Source organism: Geodermatophilus sp. SYSU D00965 (assembly GCF_054050075.1).
In genome coordinates, this window is sequence record NZ_JBJGYQ010000003.1 from 28,855 (window position 1) to 54,492 (window position 25,638).

Annotated in this window: 19 protein-coding genes; 10 read left to right on the top strand and 9 right to left on the bottom strand. The window is 75.2% G+C overall.

Going from position 1 to position 25,638, the window contains the following annotated elements; genetic code table 11:
- Nucleotides 1-8: 8 nt before the first annotated feature.
- The gene (locus tag ACI789_RS03190; protein ID WP_457006693.1) at nucleotides 9-581 is read right to left on the bottom strand and encodes a hypothetical protein; all 573 of its coding nucleotides are present in this window, start codon (nucleotides 579-581) and stop codon (nucleotides 9-11) included.
- 151 nt (nucleotides 582-732) lie between these two features.
- Here ACI789_RS03190 and ACI789_RS03195 point away from each other — a divergent pair, with 151 nt between their 5' ends.
- From ACI789_RS03195 to ACI789_RS03210, 4 genes are all read left to right on the top strand, one after another.
- The gene (locus ACI789_RS03195) at nucleotides 733-2,991 is read left to right on the top strand and encodes a helicase-associated domain-containing protein (protein ID WP_457006694.1); all 2,259 of its coding nucleotides are present in this window, start codon (nucleotides 733-735) and stop codon (nucleotides 2,989-2,991) included.
- A 53-nt stretch (nucleotides 2,992-3,044) separates the two neighbouring features.
- Nucleotides 3,045-4,325 carry a class I SAM-dependent methyltransferase gene (locus ACI789_RS03200; protein ID WP_457006695.1) on the top strand — a complete coding sequence of 427 codons (1,281 nt, stop codon included), beginning with the start codon at nucleotides 3,045-3,047 and terminating at the stop codon, nucleotides 4,323-4,325.
- 185 nt (nucleotides 4,326-4,510) lie between these two features.
- Complete coding sequence (locus ACI789_RS03205; protein WP_456917086.1) at nucleotides 4,511-6,196, top strand: DNA repair helicase XPB; 1,686 nt, start codon at nucleotides 4,511-4,513, stop codon at nucleotides 6,194-6,196.
- Between the two features lie 282 nt (nucleotides 6,197-6,478).
- Nucleotides 6,479-8,278: a DEAD/DEAH box helicase gene (locus tag ACI789_RS03210; RefSeq protein ID WP_457006696.1), complete on the top strand. Its 1,800-nt coding sequence runs from the start codon at nucleotides 6,479-6,481 to the stop codon at nucleotides 8,276-8,278.
- Between the two features lie 188 nt (nucleotides 8,279-8,466).
- Here ACI789_RS03210 and ACI789_RS03215 read toward each other — a convergent pair whose 3' ends face one another.
- The 4 genes from ACI789_RS03215 to ACI789_RS03230 all read right to left on the bottom strand — a co-directional run bounded on the left by ACI789_RS03215 (nucleotide 8,467) and on the right by ACI789_RS03230 (nucleotide 14,099).
- Nucleotides 8,467-11,445 (bottom strand): ATP-binding protein, encoded by a 2,979-nt coding sequence (locus ACI789_RS03215; protein ID WP_457006697.1) that lies wholly within the window; start codon nucleotides 11,443-11,445, stop codon nucleotides 8,467-8,469.
- A gap of 53 nt (nucleotides 11,446-11,498) precedes the next feature.
- Nucleotides 11,499-11,627, bottom strand: a complete 129-nt coding sequence (locus ACI789_RS03220) for a hypothetical protein (protein ID WP_457006698.1) — start codon at nucleotides 11,625-11,627, stop codon at nucleotides 11,499-11,501.
- Nucleotides 11,628-11,750: 123 nt separating this feature from the next.
- Nucleotides 11,751-13,058 (bottom strand): MFS transporter, encoded by a 1,308-nt coding sequence (locus tag ACI789_RS03225; protein WP_457006699.1) that lies wholly within the window; start codon nucleotides 13,056-13,058, stop codon nucleotides 11,751-11,753.
- Between the two features lie 261 nt (nucleotides 13,059-13,319).
- On the bottom strand, nucleotides 13,320-14,099 hold the full coding sequence (locus ACI789_RS03230; protein ID WP_457006700.1) for a phospholipid scramblase-related protein: 780 nt from the start codon (nucleotides 14,097-14,099) through the stop codon (nucleotides 13,320-13,322).
- A 62-nt stretch (nucleotides 14,100-14,161) separates the two neighbouring features.
- On the opposite strand from ACI789_RS03230, the gene ACI789_RS03235 reads away from it, so the two are divergent.
- Both ACI789_RS03235 and ACI789_RS03240 read left to right on the top strand, forming a co-directional pair.
- The gene (locus tag ACI789_RS03235) at nucleotides 14,162-15,433 is read left to right on the top strand and encodes an ArgE/DapE family deacylase (RefSeq protein WP_457006701.1); all 1,272 of its coding nucleotides are present in this window, start codon (nucleotides 14,162-14,164) and stop codon (nucleotides 15,431-15,433) included.
- Nucleotides 15,430-16,107: an HD domain-containing protein gene (locus ACI789_RS03240; RefSeq protein ID WP_457006702.1), complete on the top strand. Its 678-nt coding sequence runs from the start codon at nucleotides 15,430-15,432 to the stop codon at nucleotides 16,105-16,107. Before ACI789_RS03235 ends, ACI789_RS03240 begins: the two co-directional genes overlap by 4 nt.
- Here ACI789_RS03240 and ACI789_RS03245 read toward each other — a convergent pair.
- A complete protein-coding gene (locus tag ACI789_RS03245) occupies nucleotides 16,028-16,354 on the bottom strand; it encodes a DUF4031 domain-containing protein (RefSeq protein WP_457006703.1) in 327 nt (108 codons plus the stop codon). The genes ACI789_RS03240 and ACI789_RS03245 overlap by 80 nt on opposite strands.
- 110 nt (nucleotides 16,355-16,464) lie before the next feature.
- Here ACI789_RS03245 and ACI789_RS03250 point away from each other — a divergent pair, with 110 nt between their 5' ends.
- Together ACI789_RS03250 and ACI789_RS03255 are read left to right on the top strand one after the other, a co-directional pair.
- On the top strand, nucleotides 16,465-17,463 hold the full coding sequence (locus ACI789_RS03250; protein WP_457006704.1) for a Gfo/Idh/MocA family protein: 999 nt from the start codon (nucleotides 16,465-16,467) through the stop codon (nucleotides 17,461-17,463).
- A gap of 85 nt (nucleotides 17,464-17,548) precedes the next feature.
- Nucleotides 17,549-18,385 carry a hypothetical protein gene (locus ACI789_RS03255; RefSeq protein WP_457006705.1) on the top strand — a complete coding sequence of 279 codons (837 nt, stop codon included), beginning with the start codon at nucleotides 17,549-17,551 and terminating at the stop codon, nucleotides 18,383-18,385.
- Here ACI789_RS03255 and ACI789_RS03260 read toward each other — a convergent pair whose 3' ends face one another.
- Nucleotides 18,386-19,177 carry a DUF72 domain-containing protein gene (locus ACI789_RS03260; RefSeq protein ID WP_457006706.1) on the bottom strand — a complete coding sequence of 264 codons (792 nt, stop codon included), beginning with the start codon at nucleotides 19,175-19,177 and terminating at the stop codon, nucleotides 18,386-18,388.
- Nucleotides 19,178-19,279: 102 nt separating this feature from the next.
- Here ACI789_RS03260 and ACI789_RS03265 point away from each other — a divergent pair, with 102 nt between their 5' ends.
- Both ACI789_RS03265 and ACI789_RS03270 read left to right on the top strand, forming a co-directional pair.
- Nucleotides 19,280-20,689 (top strand): glucose-6-phosphate dehydrogenase, encoded by a 1,410-nt coding sequence (locus ACI789_RS03265; protein WP_457006707.1) that lies wholly within the window; start codon nucleotides 19,280-19,282, stop codon nucleotides 20,687-20,689.
- 339 nt (nucleotides 20,690-21,028) lie between these two features.
- Entirely contained in the window at nucleotides 21,029-23,041 is a 2,013-nt protein-coding gene (locus tag ACI789_RS03270) for a fibronectin type III domain-containing protein (protein WP_457006708.1), read from the top strand.
- Nucleotides 23,042-23,342: 301 nt separating this feature from the next.
- Here the strand turns inward: ACI789_RS03270 and groL are convergent, their stop codons facing one another.
- The gene (gene groL, locus ACI789_RS03275; protein WP_457006709.1) at nucleotides 23,343-24,971 is read right to left on the bottom strand and encodes a chaperonin GroEL; all 1,629 of its coding nucleotides are present in this window, start codon (nucleotides 24,969-24,971) and stop codon (nucleotides 23,343-23,345) included.
- A gap of 349 nt (nucleotides 24,972-25,320) precedes the next feature.
- Nucleotides 25,321-25,521 (bottom strand): cold-shock protein, encoded by a 201-nt coding sequence (locus ACI789_RS03280; protein WP_091218572.1) that lies wholly within the window; start codon nucleotides 25,519-25,521, stop codon nucleotides 25,321-25,323.
- Between the last annotated feature and the right edge of the window lie 117 nt (nucleotides 25,522-25,638).

Below are 25,638 nucleotides of genomic sequence, written 5' to 3' on the forward strand. Positions count from 1 at the left end.
CGCACGCACTAGGCCTCATCGGGGGAGCCGGGCCGCGTGCGGCGGCCGGTCACGCGGGCGCCGTAGACGGTCGGCAGCCCGTCGGCGGTGAGCACCCACTCCCGCGACCCGACCGGGGCGGCGCGGACCACCGCGTCGCGCAGCTGCTGCACCGCGCGGGTCCGCCACACCGCGGTGCTGACCAGGCGCAGCCGCACCGGGGAGGCGTAGGGGTCGGTCTCGTCGTAGCCCTCCGGCTCGAACGCCAGCACCGCCGGGCCGGCGATGCGCAGCACGCCCGTCTGCCAGGGCACCCGCCGCAGCGCCCGCTGCCAGCGCTGGTGCCGGACCAGCGCGCCGGCGCCGGCGACGGCGGCCACGGTGCCGACGACGACGAGGACGAGGACGAGCATCCCCGCGCCGGGGACCCGCCGGCCGGAGTCCTCGAAGATGCCCACCGCGGCGGCGCCGAGCAGCACACCGAGCACCACGGCGATCACCCCGCCGGCCAGCCAGCGCCACGCACCGGCCTGGTAGCCGGTCAGCGCCGCCTGGGTCTGGGGGTCCTCGGCCGCCGGGTGCACCCCGTCATGCTGGCGCACCGGGCGACGGCACCGGCAGCACCCGGCCGCGGGCGACCGGCAGGACCCGGCCGTGGGCGGCACGGCAGGACCCGGCCGCGGGCCACCGGCAGGACCCGGCCGCGGGCGACACCGCAGGACCCGGCCGCGCGGACGTCGTAGCGTGGTCCGGATGCCTGCCGAACGCCCCGCCACGCTGTCGGCCTGGCTGCGCACCCGCAGCGACGAGCAGCTCGCCGCGCTCCTCGCCGCCCGCCCCGACGTCGCCCGGCCCGCGCCCTCCGACGTGGTCGCCCTGGCCAGCCGGCTGGCGGTGCCGGTCTCGGTGGACCGGGCCCTCGACGAGCTCGACGCCGCCACACTGCAGGTGCTCGACGTGGTGCTGCTGGCCGAGACCGACGGGGTGGACGCCGCCGAGCTGCCCGGCGCCCTGCCCGAGGTGCCCGACGACGTGCTCGCCGCCGCGCTCGACCGGCTGACCGGCCGGGCGCTGCTCTGGGGCGACGACGTCCTGCACGCCCCCGACCCGGTGCGCCGCGCCGTCCGGTACCCGGCGGGGCTGGGCCGGCGGGCGGCGGAGCTGCGGCTGAGCCTGCCGGCCGACCTGCCCGCCGCGCTCGGGGAGCTGGCCGCGGAGGAGCGTGAGGTCCTCGAGCGGCTGGCCGGGGACCGCCCGGTCGGCCACCTGCCCGACAGCCCGGGCACCGCCTCCTCCCCCGCCCGGCGGCTGCTGCAGCGCGGCCTGCTCGCCCGGATCGACGCGCTCAACGTGGAGCTGCCGCGAGAGGTGGGGCTCGCGCTCCGGGGCGGGCGCCCCTACGGCCCGCCGCGGCTGCGCCCGGAGCCCGCGACGGTGTCGCGCGACCCGGCCGTGGTGGACCGGCAGGCCGCCGGCGCGGCGCTGGAGACCATCGGCCGGGTCGGCGAGCTGCTCGTGCTGCTCGAGGAGGAACCGGCCGGGCTGCTGCGCAGCGGCGGGATCGGCGTCCGCGACCAGAAGCGGGTGGCCCGCGCGCTGCACGTCCCCGAGCCGGAGGCCGGCTGGCTGCTGGAGCTGGCCCACGTCGCCGGCCTGCTCGACGTCGGCGGCCCGCACCGCGACGAGTGGCTGCCCACCCGGGCCTACGACCTGTGGCGCGAGCAGGACCTCCCCGACCGGTGGGCCACGCTCGCCGCCGGGTGGCTGGACGCCGTCCGGCTGCCCTCGCTGGCCGGCCAGCGGGACGTGGCGGGCAAGGCGGTCAACGCACTCTCCCCCGACCTGGTGCGGCACACCGCCCCGGCGATCCGCCGCTCGGCGCTGGCCGCCCTCGCCGAGTACCGGCCGGGCACGGGCCTGGCCGCGGACGACCTGGTGGCGCTGCTGCGCTGGCGGACCCCGCGGCGGGCCGACCGGCTGGCCCCGGTGCCCGACCTGCTCGCCGAGGCCGCCCGGCTCGGTGTGCTGGTCGGCGGGGTGCTCTCCGCCGGCGGCCGCGGCCTGCTCACCGGCGGGGAGGACGGCGCGGCCGACGGCGTGCGCGGCCTGCTGCCCGAGCCGGTCGACCACGTGCTGGCCCAGCCCGACCTGTCCCTGATCGCCCCGGGGCCGCTGGTCGCCGAGCTCGCCGACACCCTCGCCGTCGTCGCCGACGTCGAGTCCTCCGGCGGGGCGACGGTGTTCCGGGTGTCGGAGGGCAGCGTCCGGCGGGCACTGGACTCCGGGTGGTCGGCCACCGACCTGCACGAGTTCTTCGCCCGCGCCTCCAGGACACCGGTCCCCCAGGCGCTGGACTACCTGGTGGACGACGTCGCCCGCCAGCACGGCCGGCTGCGGGTCGGCGCGATCGAGAGCTACGTGCGCTCCGACGACCACGGGCTGCTCTCCCAGGTGCTCAACGACCGGCGGACGGCGGACGCCGAGCTGCGCCGCCTGGCGCCCGGGGTGCTGGTCAGCGCGCTGGGCGCCGACGAGGTGCTCACCGTGCTGCGCGCCGCCGGGTACGCGCCGGCCGGCGAGTCCCCGGGCGGCGCCGTCCTCACCCGGCCCCCGGCCCGCCCGCGCGCCGCCGGACGCCGGCCCGGCGCCGCCGCCCCGCAGGCGCCGCGGCCGCTGACCGGCGAGGAGGTGGCCGCGACGGTCCGCGAGATCCGCGCCGGCGACGCCGCCCTGGCCGCCCGCCGCGGCGAGGCGGTGCGCCAGGTGCCCGGGGTGACCACCGCCGGCACGCTGGAGCTGCTGTCCCGCGCCGTCCGCGAGGGCGTGCCGGTGTGGCTGGGGTACGTGGACGCGCAGGGCAGCGGCAGCCAGCGGGTGGTGCAGCCGGTGTCCCTGGCCGGCGGGTACCTGCAGGGGTACGACGAGCGCCGCGGGGAGAGCCGCACCTTCGCCGTCCACCGGATCACGTCGGTGGCCCTCGTCGAGGACGGGGAGTCCGCCGCGTCCGGGTGATCCGTGCCGCAACCGCTTGTCCCACGCAACGGATCGCACGACCCTGCCAGGCCATGGGGACTGAGCAGACCGTCGCGGCCCGGCTCGTCGGAGCCGTGCAGGGGGTCCTGGGTGTCGACCGGCTGCCCGTCCGGCTGCGGGCGTGGGACGGGTCCGTGGCCGGGCCCGAAGGAGCACCGGTGGTCGCCGTCCGCTCCCGGCGGGCGCTGCGGCGGCTGGTGTGGTCGCCCGGGGAGCTCGGGCTGGGCCGCGCCTACGTCGCCGGGGAGCTCGACCTCGAGGGCGACGTGTTCGACACGCTGGCGGCGCTGTCCGCGTCCGGACGGCTGGCCTCCGACGACGTGCCGGCGCCGACGCTCGCGGAGCGGCTGGCGCTGGTGCGCACCGCGGCCTCCCTCGGCGCCCTCGGTCCCGAGCCGGCCCCGCCGCCGGAGGAGGTCCGGCTGCGGCGGTTCGGACGGCGGCACTCGAAGGCCCGGGACGCCGCCGCGATCTCGCACCACTACGACCTGAGCAACGACTTCTACGCGATGGTCCTCGGACCCTCGATGGTCTACTCGTGCGCCGTCTGGGAGTCGCCGGCCACCGGGCTGGAGGCTGCCCAGGAGGCCAAGCTCGACCTCGTCTGCCGCAAGCTCGCCCTGGCCCCGGGGGCCCGGCTGCTCGACGTGGGCTGCGGGTGGGGCAGCCTGGCGCTGCACGCCGCCGAGCGGTACGGCGCGCAGGTCGTCGGGATCACGCTGTCCACCGCGCAGGCCGACCTCGCCCGGGCGCGGGTGGCCGAGGCCGGGCTGGCCGACCGGGTGGAGATCCGGGTGCAGGACTACCGGGACGTCGCCGACGGCCCGTTCGACGCGATCAGCTCCATCGGGATGGCCGAGCACGTGGGCGCCGCCGGCATGGCCGGGTACGCCCGCGCGCTGCACGACCTGCTGCGCCCCGGCGGCCGGCTGCTCAACCACGCGATCTCGTGGAACGCCGGCGCGGCCGACTGGGACAACGACACGTTCATCACCCGGTTCGTCTTCCCCGACGGCGAGCTGCTCAGCCTGGCCGGCACGGTGGCAGCGCTCGAGGGCCAGGGGCTGGAGGTGCTCGACGTCGAGGCGCTCCGCCGGCACTACGCGCTGACCCTGCGGGCGTGGGTCGAGCGGCTCGAGAAGCGCTGGGACGCCGCGGTCGCGCTCACCACGCCGGGCCGGGCGCGGGTGTGGCGGCTCTACATGGCCGCCTGCGCGCTGGCCTTCGAGAACGGGCGGATGGGCGTCAACCAGGTGCTGCTGCGGCGGCCGGGCGGGGAGGAGGCCCCGCTGCGGCTGCGGGAGTGGATCTGACACCCGTCGGCGTGACCCGACGCCGCCCGTCGAGATCGCGCGATCTCGCACGGCCGGCGCGGGTGTGACGTGCGAGATCACGGGATCTCGACCCGCTCCGGCGGGAAGGCCCTGTCGGTCCCCGTGGTTACCGTGTCGGAGGCCCTGCGTGGCCGCCGTCCCCCCACGCCTGCCGAAAGGTCACCGTGAACGACGGACCCCTCATCGTCCAGTCGGACAAGACCCTGCTGCTCGAGGTCGACCACCCGCTGGCCCGCGAGTGCCGGGCCGCGATCGCGCCCTTCGCCGAACTGGAGCGCTCCCCCGAGCACGTGCACACCTACCGGGTCACCCCGCTGGCGCTGTGGAACGCCCGCGCCGCGGGGCACGACGCCGAGCAGGTCGTCGACGCGCTGGTGCGGTACTCCCGCTACCCGGTTCCGCACGCGCTGCTGGTCGACGTCGCCGACACCATGGACCGGTTCGGCCGGCTCACCCTGGTCAACAACCCGGTGCACGGGCTGGTGCTGACCAGCTCCGACCGGGCGGTGCTCGAGGAGGTCGTCCGCTCCAAGCGGGTCGCCCCGATGCTGGGCGCCCGGATCGACGACGACACCATCGTCGTCCACCCGTCGGAGCGCGGGCGGCTCAAGCAGGCGCTGCTCAAGGTCGGCTGGCCGGCCGAGGACCTCGCCGGGTACGTCGACGGCCAGGCCCACCCCATCGAGCTGCAGCAGGACGGCTGGCACCTGCGCGACTACCAGCAGGAGGCCGTCGAGGGCTTCTGGTCCGGCGGCTCGGGCGTCGTCGTCCTGCCCTGCGGGGCGGGCAAGACGCTGGTGGGAGCCGCGGCGATGGCCGAGGCCAAGGCCACCACGCTGATCCTGGTCACCAACACCGTGGCCGGGCGGCAGTGGAAGCGCGAGCTGATCGCGCGCACCTCGCTGACCGAGGAGGAGATCGGCGAGTACTCGGGCGAGCGCAAGGAGATCCGCCCGGTCACCATCGCGACCTACCAGGTGATCACCACCCGCCGGAAGGGCGAGTACCGGCACCTGGACCTCTTCGACGCGCAGGACTGGGGCCTGATCGTCTACGACGAGGTGCACCTGCTGCCCGCGCCGATCTTCCGGCTGACCGCCGACCTGCAGTCCCGCCGGCGGCTGGGCCTCACCGCCACCTTGGTGCGCGAGGACGGCCGGGAGGACGACGTGTTCTCCCTCATCGGCCCGAAGCGCTACGACGCACCGTGGCGCGACATCGAGGCCCAGGGCTACATCGCCCCGGCCGAGTGCATCGAGGTCCGGGTGTCGCTCGACGACGAGGAGCGGATGACCTACGCGGTCGCCGAGCCCGAGGAGCGGTACCGGATCGCGGCCACGGCGTCGTCCAAGCTGCCGGTGATCCGCCGCGTGCTCGACCGGCACCCCGACGAGCAGAAGCTGGTCATCGGCGCCTACCTCGACCAGCTCGAGGAGCTCGGGCAGGCGCTGGACGCCCCGGTCATCCAGGGCTCGACCACCAACCGCGAGCGGGAGAAGCTCTTCGACGCCTTCCGCGCCGGGGAGATCCGCACGCTGGTCGTGTCGAAGGTGGCGAACTTCTCGATCGACCTGCCGGAGGCGGCCGTCGCCGTCCAGGTGTCGGGCACCTTCGGCTCGCGGCAGGAGGAGGCCCAGCGCCTCGGCCGGGTGCTGCGGCCCAAGGCCGACGGCCGGCAGGCGCACTTCTACACGGTCGTCAGCCGCGACACCCTCGACGCCGAGTACGCCGCCCACCGGCAGCGCTTCCTGGCCGAGCAGGGCTACGCGTACACGATCGTCGACGCCGACGACCTGGCCGGACCCGGCGAGGTCAACGGACCCGACTGGGTGGACGAGCCCGCCGACTGACGCCGACCCTCGTGTGCACTCATCGTGGTCTCCGGCCCCGCGAGACCACGATGAGTGCACACCGCGCGCGCAGCTGAGCCGCCGCGCCGCGGGGCACCTGGGGCTCGCGAGACGGAACGGCCCGTCCGCAGCCCCGAGATGATCGCCACACTCCCGCACCGCCGACCGCATCGGCCCAGGTCAGCGGCGCGCGCGCCCCGCCCATACGACGTCGCCGAGGTGGCGCGCGGGAGGCGGCCGGTTGGGCGTGTTGCCGTTCCCGCAGGCAGGATGGCCGACGACATGGGGAGTGCAACACGCGCGGAGGCGGTCGCCCCGCAGAGGACCAGCCGACCGCTCCGGGCCTGGCAGCAGGCCGCTCTGGAGAAGTACGAGCAGGAGTCACCGAAGGACTTCCTCGTCACCGCGACCCCGGGCGCGGGCAAGACGACCTTCGCCCTCACCCTGGCCGCCCGGCTGCTGCAGCGCCGCGAGGTCGCCCGCGTCATCGTGGTGTGCCCGACCGACCACCTGCGGCTGCAGTGGGCCGACGCGGCCGACCGGATGGGCATCGTCCTCGACCCGGGACTGACCAACGCCGTCGGTCCGGTGCGCGCCGGCACCCAGGGCTACGTGACGACGTACGCGCAGGTCGCGGGCAAGCCGATGCTGCACGCCGCGCGCGCCACCGCGGTCAAGACGCTGGTCATCCTCGACGAGGTCCACCACGCCGGCGACGGCCTCTCCTGGGGTGAGGCCGTCGAGGAGGCCTACGGCTTCGCCGCCCGCCGGCTGTGCCTCACCGGGACGCCCTTCCGCACCAAGGCCGACGAGCGCATCCCCTTCGTCCGCTACGAGGAGGACGGGTTCGAGGGGGACGATGGCGAGGGCGGCATGGGCCTGGTCAGCCGCGCCGACTACACCTACGGCTACAAGGAGGCGCTGGCCGACAACGTCGTCCGCCCGGTCGTCTTCGCCGCGTACACCGGCACGTCGCGCTGGCGGAACTCCGCCGGCGAGGTGGTGGCGGCGTCCCTGTCGGAGGCCGGCACCCGTTCGGTCGAGATGCAGGCGTGGCGGACGGCGCTGGACCCCAAGGGCCAGTGGGTGCCGCACGTGATCGCGGCGATGGACGACCGGATCACCCACCTGCGCGAGGCGGGCGGCATGCCCGACGCGGCGGGGCTGATCCTCGCCAGCGACCAGGACGACGCCCGCGCCTACGCCCGCATCGTCAAGCGGGTCACCGGCAAGGCGCCCGAGCTCATCCTCTCCGACGACCCGAAGGCGTCGAAGAAGATCGAGCGGTTCGCGACCGGGTCGGCCCGCATCGCGGTCTGCGTGCGGATGATCTCCGAGGGGGTCGACGTCCCGCGGGCCGCAGTCCTGGCGTGGATGACCTCCTACCGGACGCCGCTGTTCTTCGCCCAGGCCGTCGGCCGCGTCGTCCGCTCCCGGGCCGCGCACGAGTCGGCCACCGTGTTCCTCCCTGCCGTCCGGCCGCTGCTCGGCCTGGCGGCGTCCATGGAGAAGGAACGCAACCACGTCATGCCGCCGCCCAAGGCCAAGGACCCCGAGGAGCTCGACCTCGACCCCCTGCCGCCCAAGGAGCGGGAGGTGCCCGACGGCGTCAAGCAGTTCGAGGCGCTGGAGGCCGACGCGCGCTTCGCCCACGTGCTGCACGGCGGCACCGCGCACACCGGGGAGGGCCGGCCGGCGACCGTGTCGCTGGGCGCCGAGGAGGAGGAGTTCCTCGGTATCCCCGGTCTGCTCACCGCCGAGCAGACCGCGTCGCTGCTCGCCAAGCGGGACGACGAACTGCGTGCCCGCATCGCCGAGCGCGCGCACCACGACGACGACGACGGTGGCCTCTTCCCGGTCGAGGACCACCCCGAGGAGGACGACGCCGGCCGCTCCTGGCGCGACGCCGCCGAGCTGCGGCGGGAGATCAACCGGCTGGTCAGCCGCGTGTCGGCCAAGACGTCCACGCCGCATGCGGTGGTGCACACCCAGTTGCGCAAGTCGGTGCCCGGGCCGCCCTCGGCCTCGGCGTCGGTCGAGGTGCTCCGCGCCCGCCGGGAACGCCTGCGCACGATGCTGTGACTCGGTGACACTGCGGTCCTCCGCACCGCGGCCACGTGCCGTCCCCGACCTGTCCCCTCCGAGTTGATCATGGGCTTGTTGCAGGGGACACGCGACGACACGCCGCGAGACCTGGCAACGAGCCCATGATCAACTGCCGGGCCGCGGCCGCTCGTCGGGGACTCGGGCCCGCTCCTCCGACCAGCGACTCAGCGCGGGGCGGGGTCGGGAACCGGCAGCAGGCCGCGGGCGGCGGCGATCGCCACGGCCTCCGTCCGGCCGCCGGCGCCGAGCTTCGCCAGGATGTTGCTGACGTGCACGCTGGCGGTCTTCTCGCTGATGTAGAGCTCCGCGCCGATCTGCCGGTTGGTCCGCCCCTGCGCCAGCAGCCGCAGCACCTCGGCCTCCCGCGGCGTGAACACCGCCGTCGGGCCGGCGCTGCGACCCGCGCCCGGCAGGTCCAGCCGCCCCCGGCGGGCCAGCGCGGTCACCGCGCCCCGCAGCGGAGCGGCGCGCAGCCGCTCGGCCACCTCGGCGACCGCCCGCAGCTCCGCCGCCGCACCCGCGCGGTCGTCGGCGGCCAGCAGCGCCTCGGCCAGCCGGAACCGGGACCGCGCGGCCTCGTACACGTGGCCGTAGCCGAACGCGTCGACGGCCGCCCGCCACAGCTCCGGCTCGACCCGGCCGGCCAGCCGGGCGGCCTCGGCCTCCAGGCGGGCCAGCCACGCGGCCGCCTCGACCCCGTACTCGCCCACACCGCGCAGGTGGTCCTCGACGGCCGAGCGCCCGAGTGCGGCCAGCTCCTCCCCCACCGGGACCCAGCGGCCCACGCCGGCGTCGTCGCCGAGCAGCCGGGCCGCGGCCGCCGCGTCGGCGACCGGTGCGAGCGCGGTGGCGACCAGCCGCACCACCGCCAGCCGGTCGTAGTTCCAGTACGCGTGCACCTGCTGCACCGCGGCGCGGGCCCGCTCGGCCGCGGTGCCGGCGTCCCCCGCCCACGCGGCGAGGTCGATCTCGGCGCCGGCGGTGGCCAGGAGCAGCAGCACGTGCGCGTCCAGCCGCGCGGCCAGGCCCCGGGCCCAGGCCAGCCGCTCCGCGGCGGCCGGGTCGCCACGGCCGACCTGCACGAGCAGCCCGGCGGCCCGCACGTGCGCCGACATCTCGGGCACGCGGGCCAGGCCCTCGGCGAGCTCCAGGCTGCCGTCCCAGTCCCCGGAGACGTAGCGGGCGACCACGCCCAGGTGGCGCAGCTCGGCCGGGTAGAACGCCCACTCCACGCCCAGCGCGCGGGCCCGCGCCAGCCCGGCGTCGATCCAGGTCAGCGCCTCGGCCACCGCGCCGTCCTCGTACGGGACGACGGCCAGGTTGAACAGCACCCGCATCTCGACGTCGGTGTCGCCCGACCGGCGGGCCCGCGCCAGCGCCTCCTCCAGCCGGGCCCGCACCGCGGCCCGGTCGCCGAACCCGCGGACCCGCGCCAGCGACACCGCGGTGTCGGCCCACGCGCTGTCCAGGCCGAGGGCGTCCGCGGCGGCGAGCGCCTCGTCGGCCGCCGCGTCCCCCTCCGCCCAGCGGCTGAGGTCGTAGCTGGTGCGCGCATGCGTCGCCGCGGCCCAGGTCCGGACGACGGACGGCGGTGCGGCCGGGACCAGCTCCATCGCCCGGCTGCTCTCCCGGTGCGCGGCCGCCTGGTCCTCGATCCGCCCGAGCGCCTGGGCGAGGGTGTAGTGCACCCGCGCCCGGGCTGCCGGGTCGCCGTCCTCGCCGAGCAGGTCCAGCGCCGAGCGCAGCAGCGCCACCGCCCGGTGCAGCTCCCCGCCGCGCCGGGCCGCCGCCGCGGTGTCCAGCAGCAGAGTGGGCTGGTCCCGTCCGGCGCGCGCGGCCGCGTCCGGCACCGCGGGCCACAGGGCGAGGGCCGCCTCGAGGTGCTGGAGCGCCTCCGCGGGCGCGCCGACCGCGCCGGCCTCCGCGGCCGCCTCCAGCGACGCGGAGAAGGCGCCCGCGAGGTCGTTGCTCCCCCGGGCGTGGTGGGCCAGCTCGGCGGCGGTGCCCGAGCCCGACGTCGCGGCCAGGTGGGCGGCGAACGCGGCGTGCAGCCGCACCCGCTCCCCCGGCAGCAGGTCGGCCAGGACCGCCTCCCGCAGCAGCGCGTGCCGGAAGCGGTAGCGGCCGTCGTCGGAGACCACCAGCAGGTGGTGGTGCACGGCCTCGGCCAGCGCCGCCTCCAGCTCGGCCGGGGACAGGCCGCTGACGGCGGCGACCAGGTCGTGCCGCACCAGCCGGCCCGCGACCGCCGCCACGCGCAGCACCCGCTGGGCGGCCTCCCCGAGCTGCTCGACCCGGGCCAGGAGCACGTCGGTCAGCGCCAGCGGCAGGCTCTCCCCCGCCAGGCCCGCGGCCAGCAGCTCCTCGGCGTAGAAGGCATTGCCCTCGGCGCGGGCCACGACGTCGTCGACCGCCCTCTCGGGGACGCCGGCGGCCAGGCCGCGGACCAGCTCGCCGACCGCCGCGTCGGGCAGCGGCCCGAGCTCCAACCGCTCCACGCCGGGCAGCCTCACCAGCTCGGCGAGCAGCGGCCGCAGCGGGTGGCGGCGGTGCAGGTCGTCGGCGCGGTAGGAGACGACCAGCGCGATCGGCTCGTCGGCCAGCCGGGCCAGCAGGTAGCGCAGCAGGTCCCGGCTGGAGCGGTCGGCCCAGTGCACGTCCTCCAGCACGACCAGCAGCGGGGTGGCGGCGGCCAGCTCGACCAGCAGCGCAGCGACCGACTCGAACAGCTGCAGCCGGCCGTCGTCCAGGCCCGCCCGGGGCGCCAGGCGGGGCAGCGGGCGACCGAGGTCGGCGGCGTCCCCCGCGGGCAGCTCGGCCACCCCGGTCGCTCCCCGTCCGGTGAGCAACCCGGTCAGACCCGCCGCGGCCGGGTCGCCGGCCACCGGGCGGAGCAGATCCACGAACGGCAGGTAGGGCAGCCCGACGTCGCCGAGGTCCACGCAGTGGCCGGTGAGCACCCGGCACCCCCGCCCGGCCGCCCGCGCGGCGAGCTCGTCGAGCAGGCGCGTCTTGCCGACTCCGGCATCGCCGGCGACGAGCACCGCGCAGGTGCGCCCCTCGACCGCCCGGTCGACCGTCGCCAGCAGGCGGGCGAGCTCCTCGGCCCGGCCCACCAGCGGTCGGTCCTCCCACTGCGGCACGAGGCCGATCGTGGCAGAACCCTCCGACGGGGCCGGGGCAGGGAGCGTCCCCGTCAGTGAGTCCTCCGCCGGCGGCGGAACCAGGGGCCGCGCCGGGTGCGGGTGTTGCGGCCGATCTGCTGCAGCACCTCCCGCCGGTAGGCCAGCTCTGCCTCCAGCCCGGGGTTCGGGTAGGTCGCCATCGTCGTCTCCCGTCGTCCTCATCGGTTCTGACGACGACGGTCGCGCTGAGGCGGCCGCCCCGGCATCGGTCGGCCGGGCAGTGTCGCCCGGCCGACCGGCGCCTGAGGCCCCTCAGAGACCCCTCAGAGCAGCTCGGTGCCCTTGGTCTCCCGCAGGGTGAGGACGACGGAGAAGGTGATCACGGCGGCGATCGCCACGTACCAGAAGAACCACAGGGGGTGGCCGGCGTCGGAGAGCGCGGTGATGACCAGCGGCGCCGTCCCCCCGAACGTGGCGACCGTGAGGTTGTACCAGGCGCCGATGCCGGTGGCCCGCAGCTCCGTGGGGAACAGCTCGCTCATGATCGCCGGCGCGATGGAGGCCATCAGCGCGTAGAGACCCAGGCCGACGCAGAACACCACGATCAGCGAGAGCAGGTTGTCCCTGACCAGGAACGACAGCGGCACGATCAGGATCGCCAGCGCGCCGGACCAGACCAGCAGCTGCGGTTTGCGCCCGAACCGGTCGGACAGGTTGCCGAACGGGTAGCACAACGCCACGAACAGCGCCGTCCCGATCGAGAGGGCCACGAAGACGTCGGTCTTGTCCGCGTCCCGGAAGCTGATAGCGAACGGCGTCAGGGCGCTGAAGAACGTGTAGTAGGACAGCGTGTTCAGCAGCGTGATGGCGATCAGCTGCAGCACGGCCTTGGGGTGGTGCTTGATCGTCTGCAGCAGCGGGTGCTTGGTCGCCCGGGCCTTCTCCGCGTTCTCCTCGAACTGCTCGGTCTCGACCAGCGACCGGCGCAGCCACATGCCGATCAGGCCGAGCAGGCCGCCGATGAAGAACGCGATCCGCCAGCCGTAGGACTCCAGCTGTTCGGTGCTGAGCACCCCGGTCAGCAGCACGCCGAGCAGCGAGGCCGCCAGCAGCGCCGACCCCGTGGAGATGTAGAAGAACGACGAGTAGCGCCCGCGGTGGTTCGGCGGGGCGATCTCGCCGAGGTAGGCCGACGCGTTGGACACCTCGCCGCCCAGCGACATGCCCTGCGCGATGCGGGCGAGGAGCAGCAGGATCGGCGCGAGCCAGCCGACCTGCTCGTAGGTGGGCAGGATCGCGATGACCATCGAGCCGCCGGCCATCAGCAGGATGGTGAGCAGCATCCCGGCCTTGCGGCCGCGCAGGTCGGCGAACCGGCCGAGCAGGATGCCGCCCAGCGGCCGGAAGAAGAACGCCAGCGCGTACGTCGACGTCGCCCCGATCAGTGCCAGCGCCTCGTTGTCGGCCGGGAAGAACTGACCGGCGAAGAAGACGACGAACGTCGCGTAGACCGTCCAGTCGAACCACTCGACCGCGTTGCCGATGCTCGCCGAGACCAGCGTCTTGATCGGCAGGCGGTGCCGTTCGTCGACCGTCGTCCCGCCGTGACCCTGCTGTACCGCGCCTGCCATGGGAACTCCCGATGTCGCCCCGGTCACACCTGTGGACGACGGTAGGCGGGAGCCCGGTGCGCGGCACCTCGAGTGTGGGGTCCGGACCGGATGACGGCCGCCTCGCGGCGAGAAGCACAACGCGGCTCCAGACCCCCGACCGGAGTCGGGGCGGTGGTCCGCGAAGGCGATAACCAATTGGCACCCGGGGGCACGATGCACCCGGCCCGGACGTCTTCGAGGCTACCCCCGGTCACGGCCGCTCACACGGCCCGGGCCGGATCAGTTAAAGCCGCGGTCGTCCTGCTTCAGGGCGGTGTCGACGGTCAGCGCCGAGGCGATGACCATGCTGGCCAGGGGCTCGGGCAGCCGGTAGTGCACCAGGACGACGTACCGGTCGGCGGTGGTGAACAGGGTCCGCCCCAGGCCCTCCCACTTCTTCGTGATCCTGGCCACCTCGGTGCCCGCGGCATCGGTGACCGCGAAGTCCCAGGCCCGCCAGTTCTCCGCCTGGATGGCCCCGACCACCTGGCCGCCCACCACCAGGTCGAACCGGATCTTCCCGAACACGGTGGCCTGGACGATCTCGCCCAGCACCTCCCCCGTCGGCCGCTCGACGACCACCCGGGACCGCACCAGCTTGGCCGGCCGCGTCAGGACGAGCACCACCCCGGTGGCGTCGCGGACCTCCAGCCGGTGGGTGAGGAACTGGTCGAACTCGGTCAGGAACCGCAGGGCCTTCCTCAGCCCGCTCTGCCCGACCTCGACGACCGCTCCGATCTGCGTGCCGTTGCCGTCGAGCACCGCGTACTCGTTGGTCAGCTCCACCAGCTTGGTCTTCTGGTTGACCAGCAGGACCGGCTGGTCGTAGAGCGAGGGCCCGTACTGCGCGGGCACAGGCTGGGCCGGGGCCTGCTGCGCCGGTGCACGCTGCTCCGGTGCCTGCACCGCGCCCGGGGGCGCCTGCACGTGCTCGGTCCAGCCCTGCCCGTCCCACCAGCGGGTGCCGCCGCTCCCGGTAGGGTCGGGGTACCAGCCGGGTGGAGGGGGCGGTTGGGTCACGGCGGGGAACGCTACTGCCCGCGGCGCCGGACGCCCGGCAGGTCGCGTGCCAGACTCCGCCCGTGCCCGCCTTGACCGACGCCGAGGCCCGTGTCCTGGCCGCCGTGGACGAGCAGTGGGCCGTCGACCGGCTGCGCGCCCTGGTCGCCGTCCCGTCGGTGGGCGGGACCGCCGCCGAGTGCGAGGTGCAGCACCTCGTCGGCGACTGGCTGGAGGAGCTCGGCTGCGCCGTCGACCGGTGGGACGTCGACCTGGCCGAGGCCGCCGCCGCACCGGACGGGCCGGGTCAGGAGGTCGAGCGCACCGAGGCCTGGGGCGTCGTCGGGACCACGGCCGCCGCCGAGGACGGCGTCCCCGCCCTGGTGTTCTCCGGCCACACCGACGTCGTCCCGCCCGGCGACCCGGACCTGTGGTCCGGGTCGCCGTTCGACCCGCGCGTCACCGGCGGCGCCGTCCACGGCCGCGGGGCCTGCGACATGAAGGCCGGGGTGGTCGCCTCCCTGGCCGCGCTGGCGGCGGTGCGGACGGCGGGCGTGCGGCTGGCCCGGCCGCTCGCGGTGCACGCCGTCGTGGGCGAGGAGGACGGCGGCCTGGGGGCGTGGGCCACGCTGCGGCGGGGCCACCGCGGCGACCTGTGCGTCATCCCCGAGCCGACCGCCGGCGCCGTCGTGACCGCCTCCGCCGGCGCGCTCACCTTCCGCCTGGAGGTCTCCGGCCTGGCCGCGCACGCCGCCCACCGCGACCAGGGCGTGAGCGCGCTGGAGCTGTTCGAGGTGGTGCACGGCGCGCTGCGGGAGTTCGAGGCCGAGCGGCAGCGGGACACCGACCCGCGGTTCGGCGGCGCCCGCTTCCCGTACGGCATCAACATCGGGCGGGTGCAGGCCGGCGACTGGGCCAGCTCGGTGCCCGACCGGCTGATCGCCGAGGGCCGCTACGGCGTGCGGCTGGGCGAGCCGGTCGAGGTGGCGCGGGCGGCGTTCGCCGACCGGCTGGCGGCGGTGTGCGCGGGTCACCCGTGGCTGGCCGCGCACCCGGTCCGCCTCACCTGGACCGGCGGCGCGTTCGCCAGCGGCGCGCTGCCCGGCGGGCACCCGCTGCTCGCCGACGTCCAGCGGGCGGTCGACGACACCGGAGCCGGTGTCCCCCCGGAGCGCGCCCTCTCCGCCGGCACCGACCTGCGGCTCTACGCCGCCGCAGGGATCCCGACGCTGCACTACGGACCCGGCGACCTGCACCTCGCCCACGGGCCGCTGGAGCGGGTGCCGGTCGCCGAGCTGGTCACCGCGGCGCGGGCGTTCGCGCTGCTGACCCTGCGCACCTGCGGAGTGGCATGAGCCTCGTCGGGTTCGAGGCCTGGGCGCAGCTGGCCGGCGACTCCCCCACCGCGCGCACCGAGTGGGCGGCCGTCGTCGCGGCGTGGAGCGAGCCGCACCGCCGCTACCACGACCTCGCCCACCTGGCCGCCGTGCTGGGGCTGGTCGGGGAGCTGGCGGGGGCGGCGAGCGACCCGGACGCCGTCCGGCTGGCCGCCTGGTACCACGACGTCGTCTACGACCCCCGTCGCACCGACAACGAGCAGGTCAGCGCGGAGCGGGCGCGGGCCGGGCTGCGCGGCCTGGTGCCCGACGAGCAGGTCGCGGGGGTCGTGCGGCTGGTGCTGCTGACCGCCGGGCACGACCCCGCGCCGGACGACGCCAACGGGGCGGTGCTGTGCGACGCCGACCTCGCGGTGCTGGCCGGCCCGCCCGCGGCCTACGCGGCCTACGCCTCGGCGGTGCGCGAGGAGTACGGGCACCTCCCCGACGCCGAGTTCACCGCGGGGCGGATCGCCGTCCTCGAGCACCTGCTGGCGCTGCCGCGGCTCTACCGGCTGCCCGCGGTGGCCGACGCGTGGACGCCGCGCGCCCGGGCCAACCTGACCGCTGAGCTCAGCCTGCTGAGGAGGCGGGCCGCGTCTCCACGGTCGCAGGGGACTCCCCCGCAGGACGGTCCCCCCGCGCCTTCCTGAGCCGCAGGCCGGCGCCGGTCAGGCGGGACAGCAGCTCCCGGCAGCCGACCGGCAGCGCCCCGGCCGCCACGGCGACCGCGTGCAGCTCCTCCGGGACGTCGTAGTGGTCGCCCTGGAACGCCCGCCGAGGGATCCCGAGCTCGGCGGCCACGAAGGCGTGCAGCTCGTCGTAGGACACGTCGCTGACCAGGTGCGACCACCGCCGCCCGCGCCAGGGCCACACGGGAGGGTCGATCAGCACGGCCACGGGACCTCCTCGCTGCGCTCGACGGCCCCGGCCGACCACGCTCCGCACCCGGACGCCCTCGCAGGCTCGGTCGTCTGCGCCAGTCTGCCTGCGCGGTTAGCGTCGTGCCGGTGAGCGACGAGATCCGCTGGGGCATCGTGGGGCCGGGCCGCATCGCGGAGAACGTGATGGGCGACTTCGTGCACGTCCCCGGCGCCCGGCCGGTGGCGGTCGCCTCCCGCTCGGCCGAGCGGGCCGCCTCGTTCGCCCGGCGGCACGGGCTCGACCGCGCGCACGGGTCCTACGCCGACGTCCTGGCCGACCCCGACGTCGACGTCCTCTACGTCGCGACCCCGCACCCGCAGCACCACGCGGTCGCCCTGGGCGCCATCGACGCGGGCAAGGCGCTGCTCGTGGAGAAGGCCTTCACCGCGACCCCCGCCGGCGCCGCCGAGGTGGTCGCGCGGGCGCGGGAGCGCGGGGTCTTCGTCATGGAGGCGATGTGGACCCGGTTCCAGCCGGTGGTCGTCGCCCTGCGCGAGCTGGTGGCCGACGGCGCGATCGGCGAGGTCCGCTCGGTGCAGGCCGACCTCGGGGTGTCCCGCGCCTACGACCCGCACGACCGGCTGTTCGCCCTGGAACTCGGCGGCGGGGCGGTGCTCGACCTCGGTGTGTACGTCGTCTCCTTCGCGCAGATGCTGCTCGGCACGCCGGACACGGTGGCCGCGACGGGCTCCCGGTTCCCGACCGGCGCCGACGCCGACGCCGCGCTCCTGCTGGGCTGGGCCGACGGGCGCTCGGCGACGCTGACCACCTCGCTGCGGCACCCGACACCCGGGGCGGCCCGGGTCTTCGGGACGGCGGGCTGGATCGACGTCCTCCCCCGCTTCCACCACCCGCGCACGATCGTGCTGCACCGCACCGGCGCCGAGCCGGAGACCATCACCCGCCCGCCGACCGGCACCGGCTACGCGCACGAGATCGCCGAGGTGACCGAGTGCCTGCGGGCCGGCCGGACCGAGAGCGCGGTCATGCCGCTGGCCGACACCCTGGCGGTGCAGACGGTGCTCGGGCAGGCCGCCGAGGCGCTGGGCGTCCGGCACGCGGAGGACCCCGCCGTCCTCCGTTAGCAGGAAATCTCCTGCAAGGTTCAAGTTCTCACCCCTGGTGCCGATGGATGGAGTGACGCCCGTCACCCACCCCAGGGAGCTCCCCGTGTTCCTGCTCCACGGCATCACCGCACTCGTCGCGAAGATCGGCTCCGCCTCGGTCGTGGTCCAGGCCGCCACGGGCCTCGGGATCGCCGTGGCCGGCGTGACCGGGGCCGGCGCCGCAGGCGTGCTGCCCGGCCCCGTCCAGGACGGCGTGGCCGGCGCGATCGAGGCGGTCACCCCCTTCGACGCCCCGTCCTCCCATGACGTGGCCGACGACTCCGGCCGCAGCGGCGACGACGACGACACCGCCGACCGCGGCCCGGGCGACGAAGGCGCCATCGGCACGGACGACGACGGCACGGACGACGACGGCACGGACGACGACGGCACCGACGACCGGGGCTCCGGCGCAGGCACCGGCGGGACCGACGACGACGGCACGGAGGACCGGGGCTCCGGCGACCGGGGTGCCCCGAGCACCGACGACGACGGCACGGACGACGACGGCCGGCACCACGACGGCACCGACGACGACGGAACCGACGACCGCGGCTCGGGCGACGCCGGCGCGAGCCACTCCCCCGACGACTCCGACGACCCGGCCCGGGTGGCGCGCGAGGCCGAGGAGCAGGCCCGCGAGGCCGCCGAGGAGGCCGCTGAGGAGGCACGCGAGGCCGAGGAGGAGGCCCGCGAGGCCGCCGAGGAGGCCGCCGAGGAGGCCGCCGAGGAGGCGCGGGAAGCCCAGGAGCGCGCCCGGGAGGAGGCCGAGGAGGCCGCCGAGGAGGCCGCCGAAGAGGCACGCGAGGCCGAGGAGCGGGCTCGGGAGGAGACCGAGGAGCGGGACCGCCGGGACGACGACTCCGACGACCGCTCCCGGCACGGCGGGGACGACGACTGACTAGGCCGCTGCCCAGGCGTCGCCGGTGGCCTGGGCCGACGTCGGCACGCGGGTCGGCGTCCGCCCCGTCCGGCGGACCGCCTCGGCGAAGGCCACCGCGTCGACGACCGCGGCGCACCCGGGGTCGTTGTTGAAGTAGACGAGCACGTCCTCGTCCGGGCCCCAGGTCGCGGCCAGCCGCTCGGCCCACAGCTGCAGGGTCTCCGGCCGGTAGCGGGGCCACGGCGAGGCCGCGCCGGTGTGCATCCGCAGGTAGCCCCACCCGGTGGTGCGCCACAGCGGAGCGACCGGCTGCTCGTCGCGGTCGGCCCAGCACAGCGCCGCGCCGTAGCGCTCCAGCAGCGCGCGGACCTCGTCGGTCCACCAGCTGTCGTGCCGCGGCTCGACGGCCACGCGGGTGCCGGCCGGGAACTGCGCCAGGCAGGTGCGCAGCAGCTCCGGGTCGGCCTTGAGCGTGGGCGGCAGCTGCAGGAGGACGACGTCGAGCCGCTCCCCCAGCCCGGCGGCGCGCTCCAGCAGCCGGGCGACCGGCTCCTCGGGCTCGCGCAGCCGCTTGACGTGCGTGAGGAACCGGCTGGCCTTCACCGCCCACCGGAAGTCGGCCGGGGTGCGCGCCCGCCAGGCCTCGAACGTCGACCGCTCCGGCAGCCGGTAGAAGGCGTTGTTGCTCTCCACCGTGGCGAAGTGCTCGGCGACGTGCTCCAGCCACAGCCGCTGCGGCAGGCGCTGCGGGTAGAAGCGGCCGCGCCAGTCGCGGTACTGCCACCCCGACGTCCCGATCACCACGGCCACGGGCAGCGCCTACCCGCAGGTCGTGCGGACGACGCGCGGAGGAGTGACCGCCGTCCTCCTCGGGCACTGTCGGACGAGCGCTCCCAGCAGCGAGGAGGACCCGTGCCCGACCTGCCGCCCACCGTCTTCGTGCTCTTCGGGGCGACCGGGGACCTCGCCCGCCGGATGGTGCTGCCCGCCTTCTTCCAGCTCGCCCAGGAGGGGCTGCTCCCGGAGGACTGGCGGCTGGTCGGCAACGGGCGTGGCGACGTGTCGCACGAGGACTTCGCCGGCCGCGTGCGGGAGGCGCTCGAGGAGTTCGGCCCCTCGCCGGGCGACGGGCCGTGGGAGGAGTTCGCCGGCCGGCTGCGGTTCGCCGGGGGCGGCTTCGAGGAGTCCGACCCCGGCAGCCTGCTCGACGTGCTCGGCGAGGCCCGCGACGAGCTGGGCGGCGACCCGCAGCTGGTGCACTACCTCGCCGTCCCGCCGTCGGCGTTCGAGAAGCTGACCCGGGGCCTGCAGCAGCACGGGCTGGCCGAGGGCGCGCGCGTGGTCTACGAGAAGCCCTACGGCACGTCGCCGGAGACCTTCGCCGAGCTCGACGAGCTGGTGCACTCCGTCCTCGACGAGGACCAGGTGTTCCGGATCGACCACTTCCTGGGCAAGGAGGGCACCCAGGACCTGCACGTGCTGCGGTTCGCCAACGGGCTGTTCGAGTCGATGTGGAACCGGGAGCACGTCGTCCAGGTGCAGATCGACGTCCCGGAGGACCTCGACGTCGCCCAGCGCGCCGAGTTCTACGACGCCACGGGCGCGGCGCTGGACATGCTGGTCACCCACCTGTTCCAGCTCGCCGCCGAGGTGGCGATGGAGCCGCCGGCCAGCTTCGCCCCCACCGACCTGGTGGACGCGCGGGAGGCGGTGCTGGCCTCCTTCCGCCCCCTGGACCCCGGCGACGACGTGGTGCTCGGGCAGTTCGACGGCTACACCGACATCGACGGCGTGGCCGACGACTCCCGCACCGACACCTTCGTCGCGGCCCGGCTGTGGGTGGACACCGACCGGTGGCGCGGCGTCCCGTTCGTGCTGCGCACCGGGAAGCGGATGGCGGCCGGCGAGCAGCGGGTGAGCCTGCTCCTGCGCAAGCCGGAGGGGCCGGTCACCGGCGTCCCCGGGCACGGCAACGTGCTCTCCCTGTCACTGTCCGGGTCCGGTGCGGTGGACCTGACCCTGGTGGCCAAGGAGCCCGGTCCGGACCTCGCCCTCGCCCGCGCGACGGCGACGCTCGAGCTCGCCGACGTCCCCGGCGGGACGCCGCTGCCGCCCTACGTCTCCCTGCTGCACGACGTCCTCACCGGTGACCGCTCCCTGTTCACCAGCAGCGCCGGCCTGGCCAGCGCGTGGCGGGCGTTCGCCCCGCTGCAGGAGCACCCGCCGCAGGTGCACCGGTACGCGCCCGGGTCGTGGGGCCCGGAGGAGGCCGGGGCGCTGGCCGAGCCGTGCGGATGGCTCCTCGGCCCCACCGGGGGCTGACCCAGCACCCTCCTCCCGGCGTAGGTGCAGATCAGGAGGGCGACGGGGACCCACCGGCGGCCGGTGCCACCGTGGTCGTACGACCTCCGTCGCCCCACGCATTGGGGGAACGCCTCCCCCCTCGTCGCGGCTCCCCGCGCACCGCTCCGTGCGACGACCGTCTGACCGACCCTCCGGTGTCCGGAGGTAGCCAGGACGGCTCGACTGCGGAGAGAGGCCATGACCAGGACACGACCGACCCACCACGGCGGTCGCGGGGGCGGGACTGCAGATGCGGCTCCCTCCCCCTCGCGACTGCCGCTGCACAGCACCCGGACCCGCCTCGCCACCGCCGGCCTGGTGGCCGCCACGGCCACCGGCGGCGTCATCGGGCTCGCGACCAGCGCCTCGGCCGGCACCCCGCCGACGGGACCGGGGAACATCGAGGTGTTCCCCTCCCGCGACATGGTGGCCATCGAGGGCTACACCGCCCAGGCGGGGCAGACCGCGACCCTGACGGTCACCCGTGGCGGCCAGACCGTCGGCACCGCCACGGGCGAGGTCGACGCGACCGGTTTCATGGAGTGGAACCACGAGGCGACCCCCAACGGCGACGGCACGTTCGCCGGGTGCTTCACCGACGTCACGCCGGACATCCAGCCGGGTGACGAGGTGTCGGTCCGCTTCAGCGGCTCGCCGCTGGTGGACGGCATGAGGGTGAGCTCGGCGGAGGTCACCGAGGTGACCGCCAGCGAGCCGGCCGAGGGCAACGTCAACACCGTCACGATCCGGGGGACCTACGGTTCGGACGTCGACCTCAACCGGTTCGCCGTCGAGGTCGTCAACCCGGAGATGCGGGAGGCCGGCAGCGCCATCGGCGAGCGGGCCATCAGCTGGGGCCCGAACGAGCCGCCCGCGGCCACGCAGGGCTACACCGTCGAGGGCACCGCGGCCAACGGCGAGTTCTCGGTGACGTTCGGGGGCCTGTCGCCGTCCGACCAGCAACTGGTCTTCGACGGCGAGAAGGTCGCGCTGAGCTGGATGGCCGACGCCACGACGGTCGAGGCCCAGCTCGGCCTCACCCTGTCGGAGTTCGGGCTGGTCGGCGGCGGAGCCCCCGGCTGCGCGCCCGGACCGGCCGGCGCGGAGCCCCCCGCCGGCGAGTTCTCCGTCGTGTGGGCCAACCAGTCCGAGGCCACCATCACCTGGAACTCGGCCGCGCCGGTCGCGGGCGGCGAGGCGGTCGACGGCTACAGCGTCGAGGCCATCGACCAGACGGCCGACGCCAACGGCGCCCAGCGGACGGCGGGCTACCGGGTGGGCGCGGACGCCACCCAGGTCGTCCTCGGCGACCTCGACCCCGGCGCCCTGTACGACATCGAGGTCCGCTCGATCGTCAACGGCGAGATCGGCGCACCGTTCGCCCTCGCCGGCACCGCGGAGCCCACGCCTCCGGAGGGCACCGCGCTGCAGCTGACCTCGACGCCGGCCTTCAGCGGCGACACGGCGGTCATCGCGGAGGACCGGCAGCTGACCCTGTCGGCCAACGCCGGGACGATCTACTACACCGTCGACGGCAGCGCGGTCACCACGCAGCCGAACGGCAACGTCCCGTCGTCGACCGCGAAGATCTACACGGCACCGGTCCCCATCACGGCGGAGAACACGCGGGTCAACGTCGCGGTCATCGACGCCACGGGTGCCGTCGCGCACGCCACGGGCGTCGTGTCACCGAAGCCCGCGGCCGCCGCTGTCGCCCCGGGCGGGCTGGCGATCACCAGCATCGCCGGCTCCGGGCCGAGCAACGACGCCGGCCGGGTCAGCCTGGCCTGGAACCCGGTGCCCGACGCCACCGAGTACCGGGTCCGGGCGTTCCTGCGGACGGACGCGACGAACACCAACACGCTGCAGGCCGAACGCGACGTGGTCGTCACCGGCACCACCGCGGACGTGTCCGGTCTGCCGAAGTCCGAGCCGGGGACGCGGTGGGTCTTCCGGGTCCAGTCGAAGACGCCGGCAGGAGCGCAGTTCTCGGCGCTGTCCAACCCCGGCGTGAACGTCGTCCTCCCCGGTGACAGCATCGGCCTGACCCTCGCCCAGTTCCGGACCGGCGACGAGTTCCGGATCAGCGGCTCGGGCACCGTGCCGGGCGCGACGGTCACCGTCCACCGCCCGAACACCGCGGGCACCGGTCCGGCCGCCACCCCGATCGCCGGGTACCCGTCGGGGACGGTGGGCGCGCTGGAGGCACCGGAGAACACCGGGCCGTGGCAGATCGTCCTCGACCCCGCTCCGGCGACCGCACCGACCACCATCTGGATCAAGTCCAGCCTGGGTGGCGTCGCCGGTCCGTTCACCGTCGAGGTCCGGTGACCCCGGCCCGGCCGGGTCCTCACCCCCGCCAGGGCTGAGCCGGCCGGGAGGCACCACGACCGGACACCCACCCGAGGGCCCGCCACCATCCCGGTGGCGGGCCCTCGGCCTGTCCGTGTGCGGGGTGACGACATGGCCGACGCACCCGGCAGTGGACGCGGTGGCCCAGGAACGCCGACAGGGGCGGCCCCGCGGAGTGCGGGACCGCCCCTGCCGGGCAGTGCTGGTGTTGCAGGCGGCCCCTCTGCAGGGTCCCGCGCCGAGCGTGCGAGGCGTGGGGGCAGAGGGGTCCTTCAGGGACTCAGAAGTCCATGCCGCCCATGCCGCCGTCGCCACCGGGCATGGCCGGGGCGGCCTTCTCCGGCTTGTCGGCGATGACGGCCTCGGTGGTGAGGAAGAGCGCCGCGATGGAGGCAGCGTTCTGCAGCGCCGAGCGGGTCACCTTGGCGGGGTCGATGATCCCGTTGGCGACGAGGTCCACGTACTCGCCGGTGGCGGCGTTGAGGCCGAAACCGGTGTCGGAGTTGCGCACCTTCTCCGCGACGACGCCGCCCTCGAGGCCGGCGTTGACGGCGATCTGCTTCAGCGGAGCCTCGAGCGCGACGCGCACGATGTTGGCGCCGGTGGCCTCGTCACCGTCGAGCTCGAGCTTGTCGAACGCGACGGCGGTGGCCTGCGCCAGGGCGACGCCACCACCGGCGACGATGCCCTCCTCGACGGCGGCCTTGGCGTTGCGCACCGCGTCCTCGATGCGGTGCTTGCGCTCCTTGAGCTCCACCTCGGTCGCGGCGCCGGCCTTGATGACGGCGACGCCACCGGCCAGCTTGGCCAGGCGCTCCTGCAGCTTCTCGCGGTCGTAGTCGGAGTCCGACTTCTCGATCTCGGCGCGGATCTGGTTGACCCGGCCGGCGATCTGGTCGCTGTCACCGGCGCCCTCGACGATCGTCGTCTCGTCCTTGGTGACGACGACCTTGCGGGCGCGGCCGAGCAGCTCGGTGCCGGCGGACTCGAGCTTGAGGCCGACCTCCTCGCTGATGACCTGACCGCCGGTGAGGATGGCGATGTCGGTCAGCATGGCCTTGCGGCGGTCGCCGAAGCCCGGGGCCTTGACGGCGAGGGACTTGAAGGTGCCGCGGATCTTGTTGACCACCAGGGTCGCCAGGGCCTCGCCCTCGACGTCCTCGGCGATGATCGCCAGCGGCTTGCCCGACTGCATGACCTTCTCCAGCAGCGGGAGCAGGTCCTTCACCGAGCTGATCTTGCTGTTGACGACGAGCACGTACGGGTCGTCGAGGACGGCCTCCATGCGCTCGGCGTCGGTGACGAAGTAGGGCGAGATGTAGCCCTTGTCGAAGCGCATGCCCTCGGTGAGCTCGAGCTCCAGGCCGAAGGTGTTGCTCTCCTCGACGGTGATGACGCCTTCCTTGCCGACCTTGTCCATCGCCTCGGCGATGAGCTCGCCGATGGCCGGGTCAGCGGCGGAGATCGACGCGGTGGCGGCGATCTGCTCCTTGGTCTCGACGTCCTTGGCGGTCGAGAGGAGGTACTCGGTGACCGACTCGACGGCCTTCTCGATGCCCTTCTTCAGGGCCATCGGGTTGGCGCCGGCGGCGACGTTGCGCAGACCCTCGCGGACGAGCGCCTGGGCGAGCACGGTGGCGGTGGTGGTCCCGTCACCTGCGACGTCGTCGGTCTTCTTCGCGACCTCCTTGACGAGCTCGGCGCCGATCTTCTCCCACGGGTCCTCGAGCTCGATCTCCTTGGCGATGCTCACACCATCGTTGGTGATGGTGGGGGCGCCCCACTTCTTCTCGAGGACGACGTTGCGGCCCTTCGGACCGAGGGTCACCTTGACGGCGTCGGCGAGGGTGTTCATGCCCCGCTCGAGGCCGCGGCGCGCCTCTTCCTCGAAGGCGATCATCTTGGCCATGTGGTGATGTCCTCCATGCATGGATCGCTGCACGGCCGGGTTCGGCGCCCGCGACGGACGACACCGGCGGTTCGCGGGCACTCCGTCGGCCCGCCCACCAGTGCCTCACCGTTCCGACCTGATTGGCACTCGGCACTGTCGAGTGCCAATCGAGAGTCTGGCACTCGACCCTGCCGAGTGCAAGAACGGGGGTGACCGGCGACTGTTCCCGCCGGGGACCGTGTGCGCTGATCAGCGGCACCCGGGCCCGGACCTGCCGATCAGCGCCCGACGTCGCCGCGGCAGCCTGCACACACGACCGAGGCCCGGCCCCCTGACGGGGACCGGGCCTCGATGAGGACCTGCTGGCTCAGGCGACGCGAACGGCGTCCGCCTGCGGACCCTTCTCGCCCTGGACGACCTCGAAGGTGACCCGCTGGCCCTCGTCGAGGCTCTTGTAGCCGTCCATCTGGATGGCCGAGTAGTGGACGAAGACGTCCTGGCCGCCGTCGACGGCGATGAAGCCGAAGCCCTTCTCGGCGTTGAACCACTTCACGGTGCCCTGTGCCACGTGTGCTCCCACGTTCGTGCGTTGCGGACGACCCCCGCCTACAGGGGGCCGGGTCTCGTTCTTCCGCCCGTCGAACACGAACGTGGAACTGGAACCGCGGGAGAAGCTACAGCACGA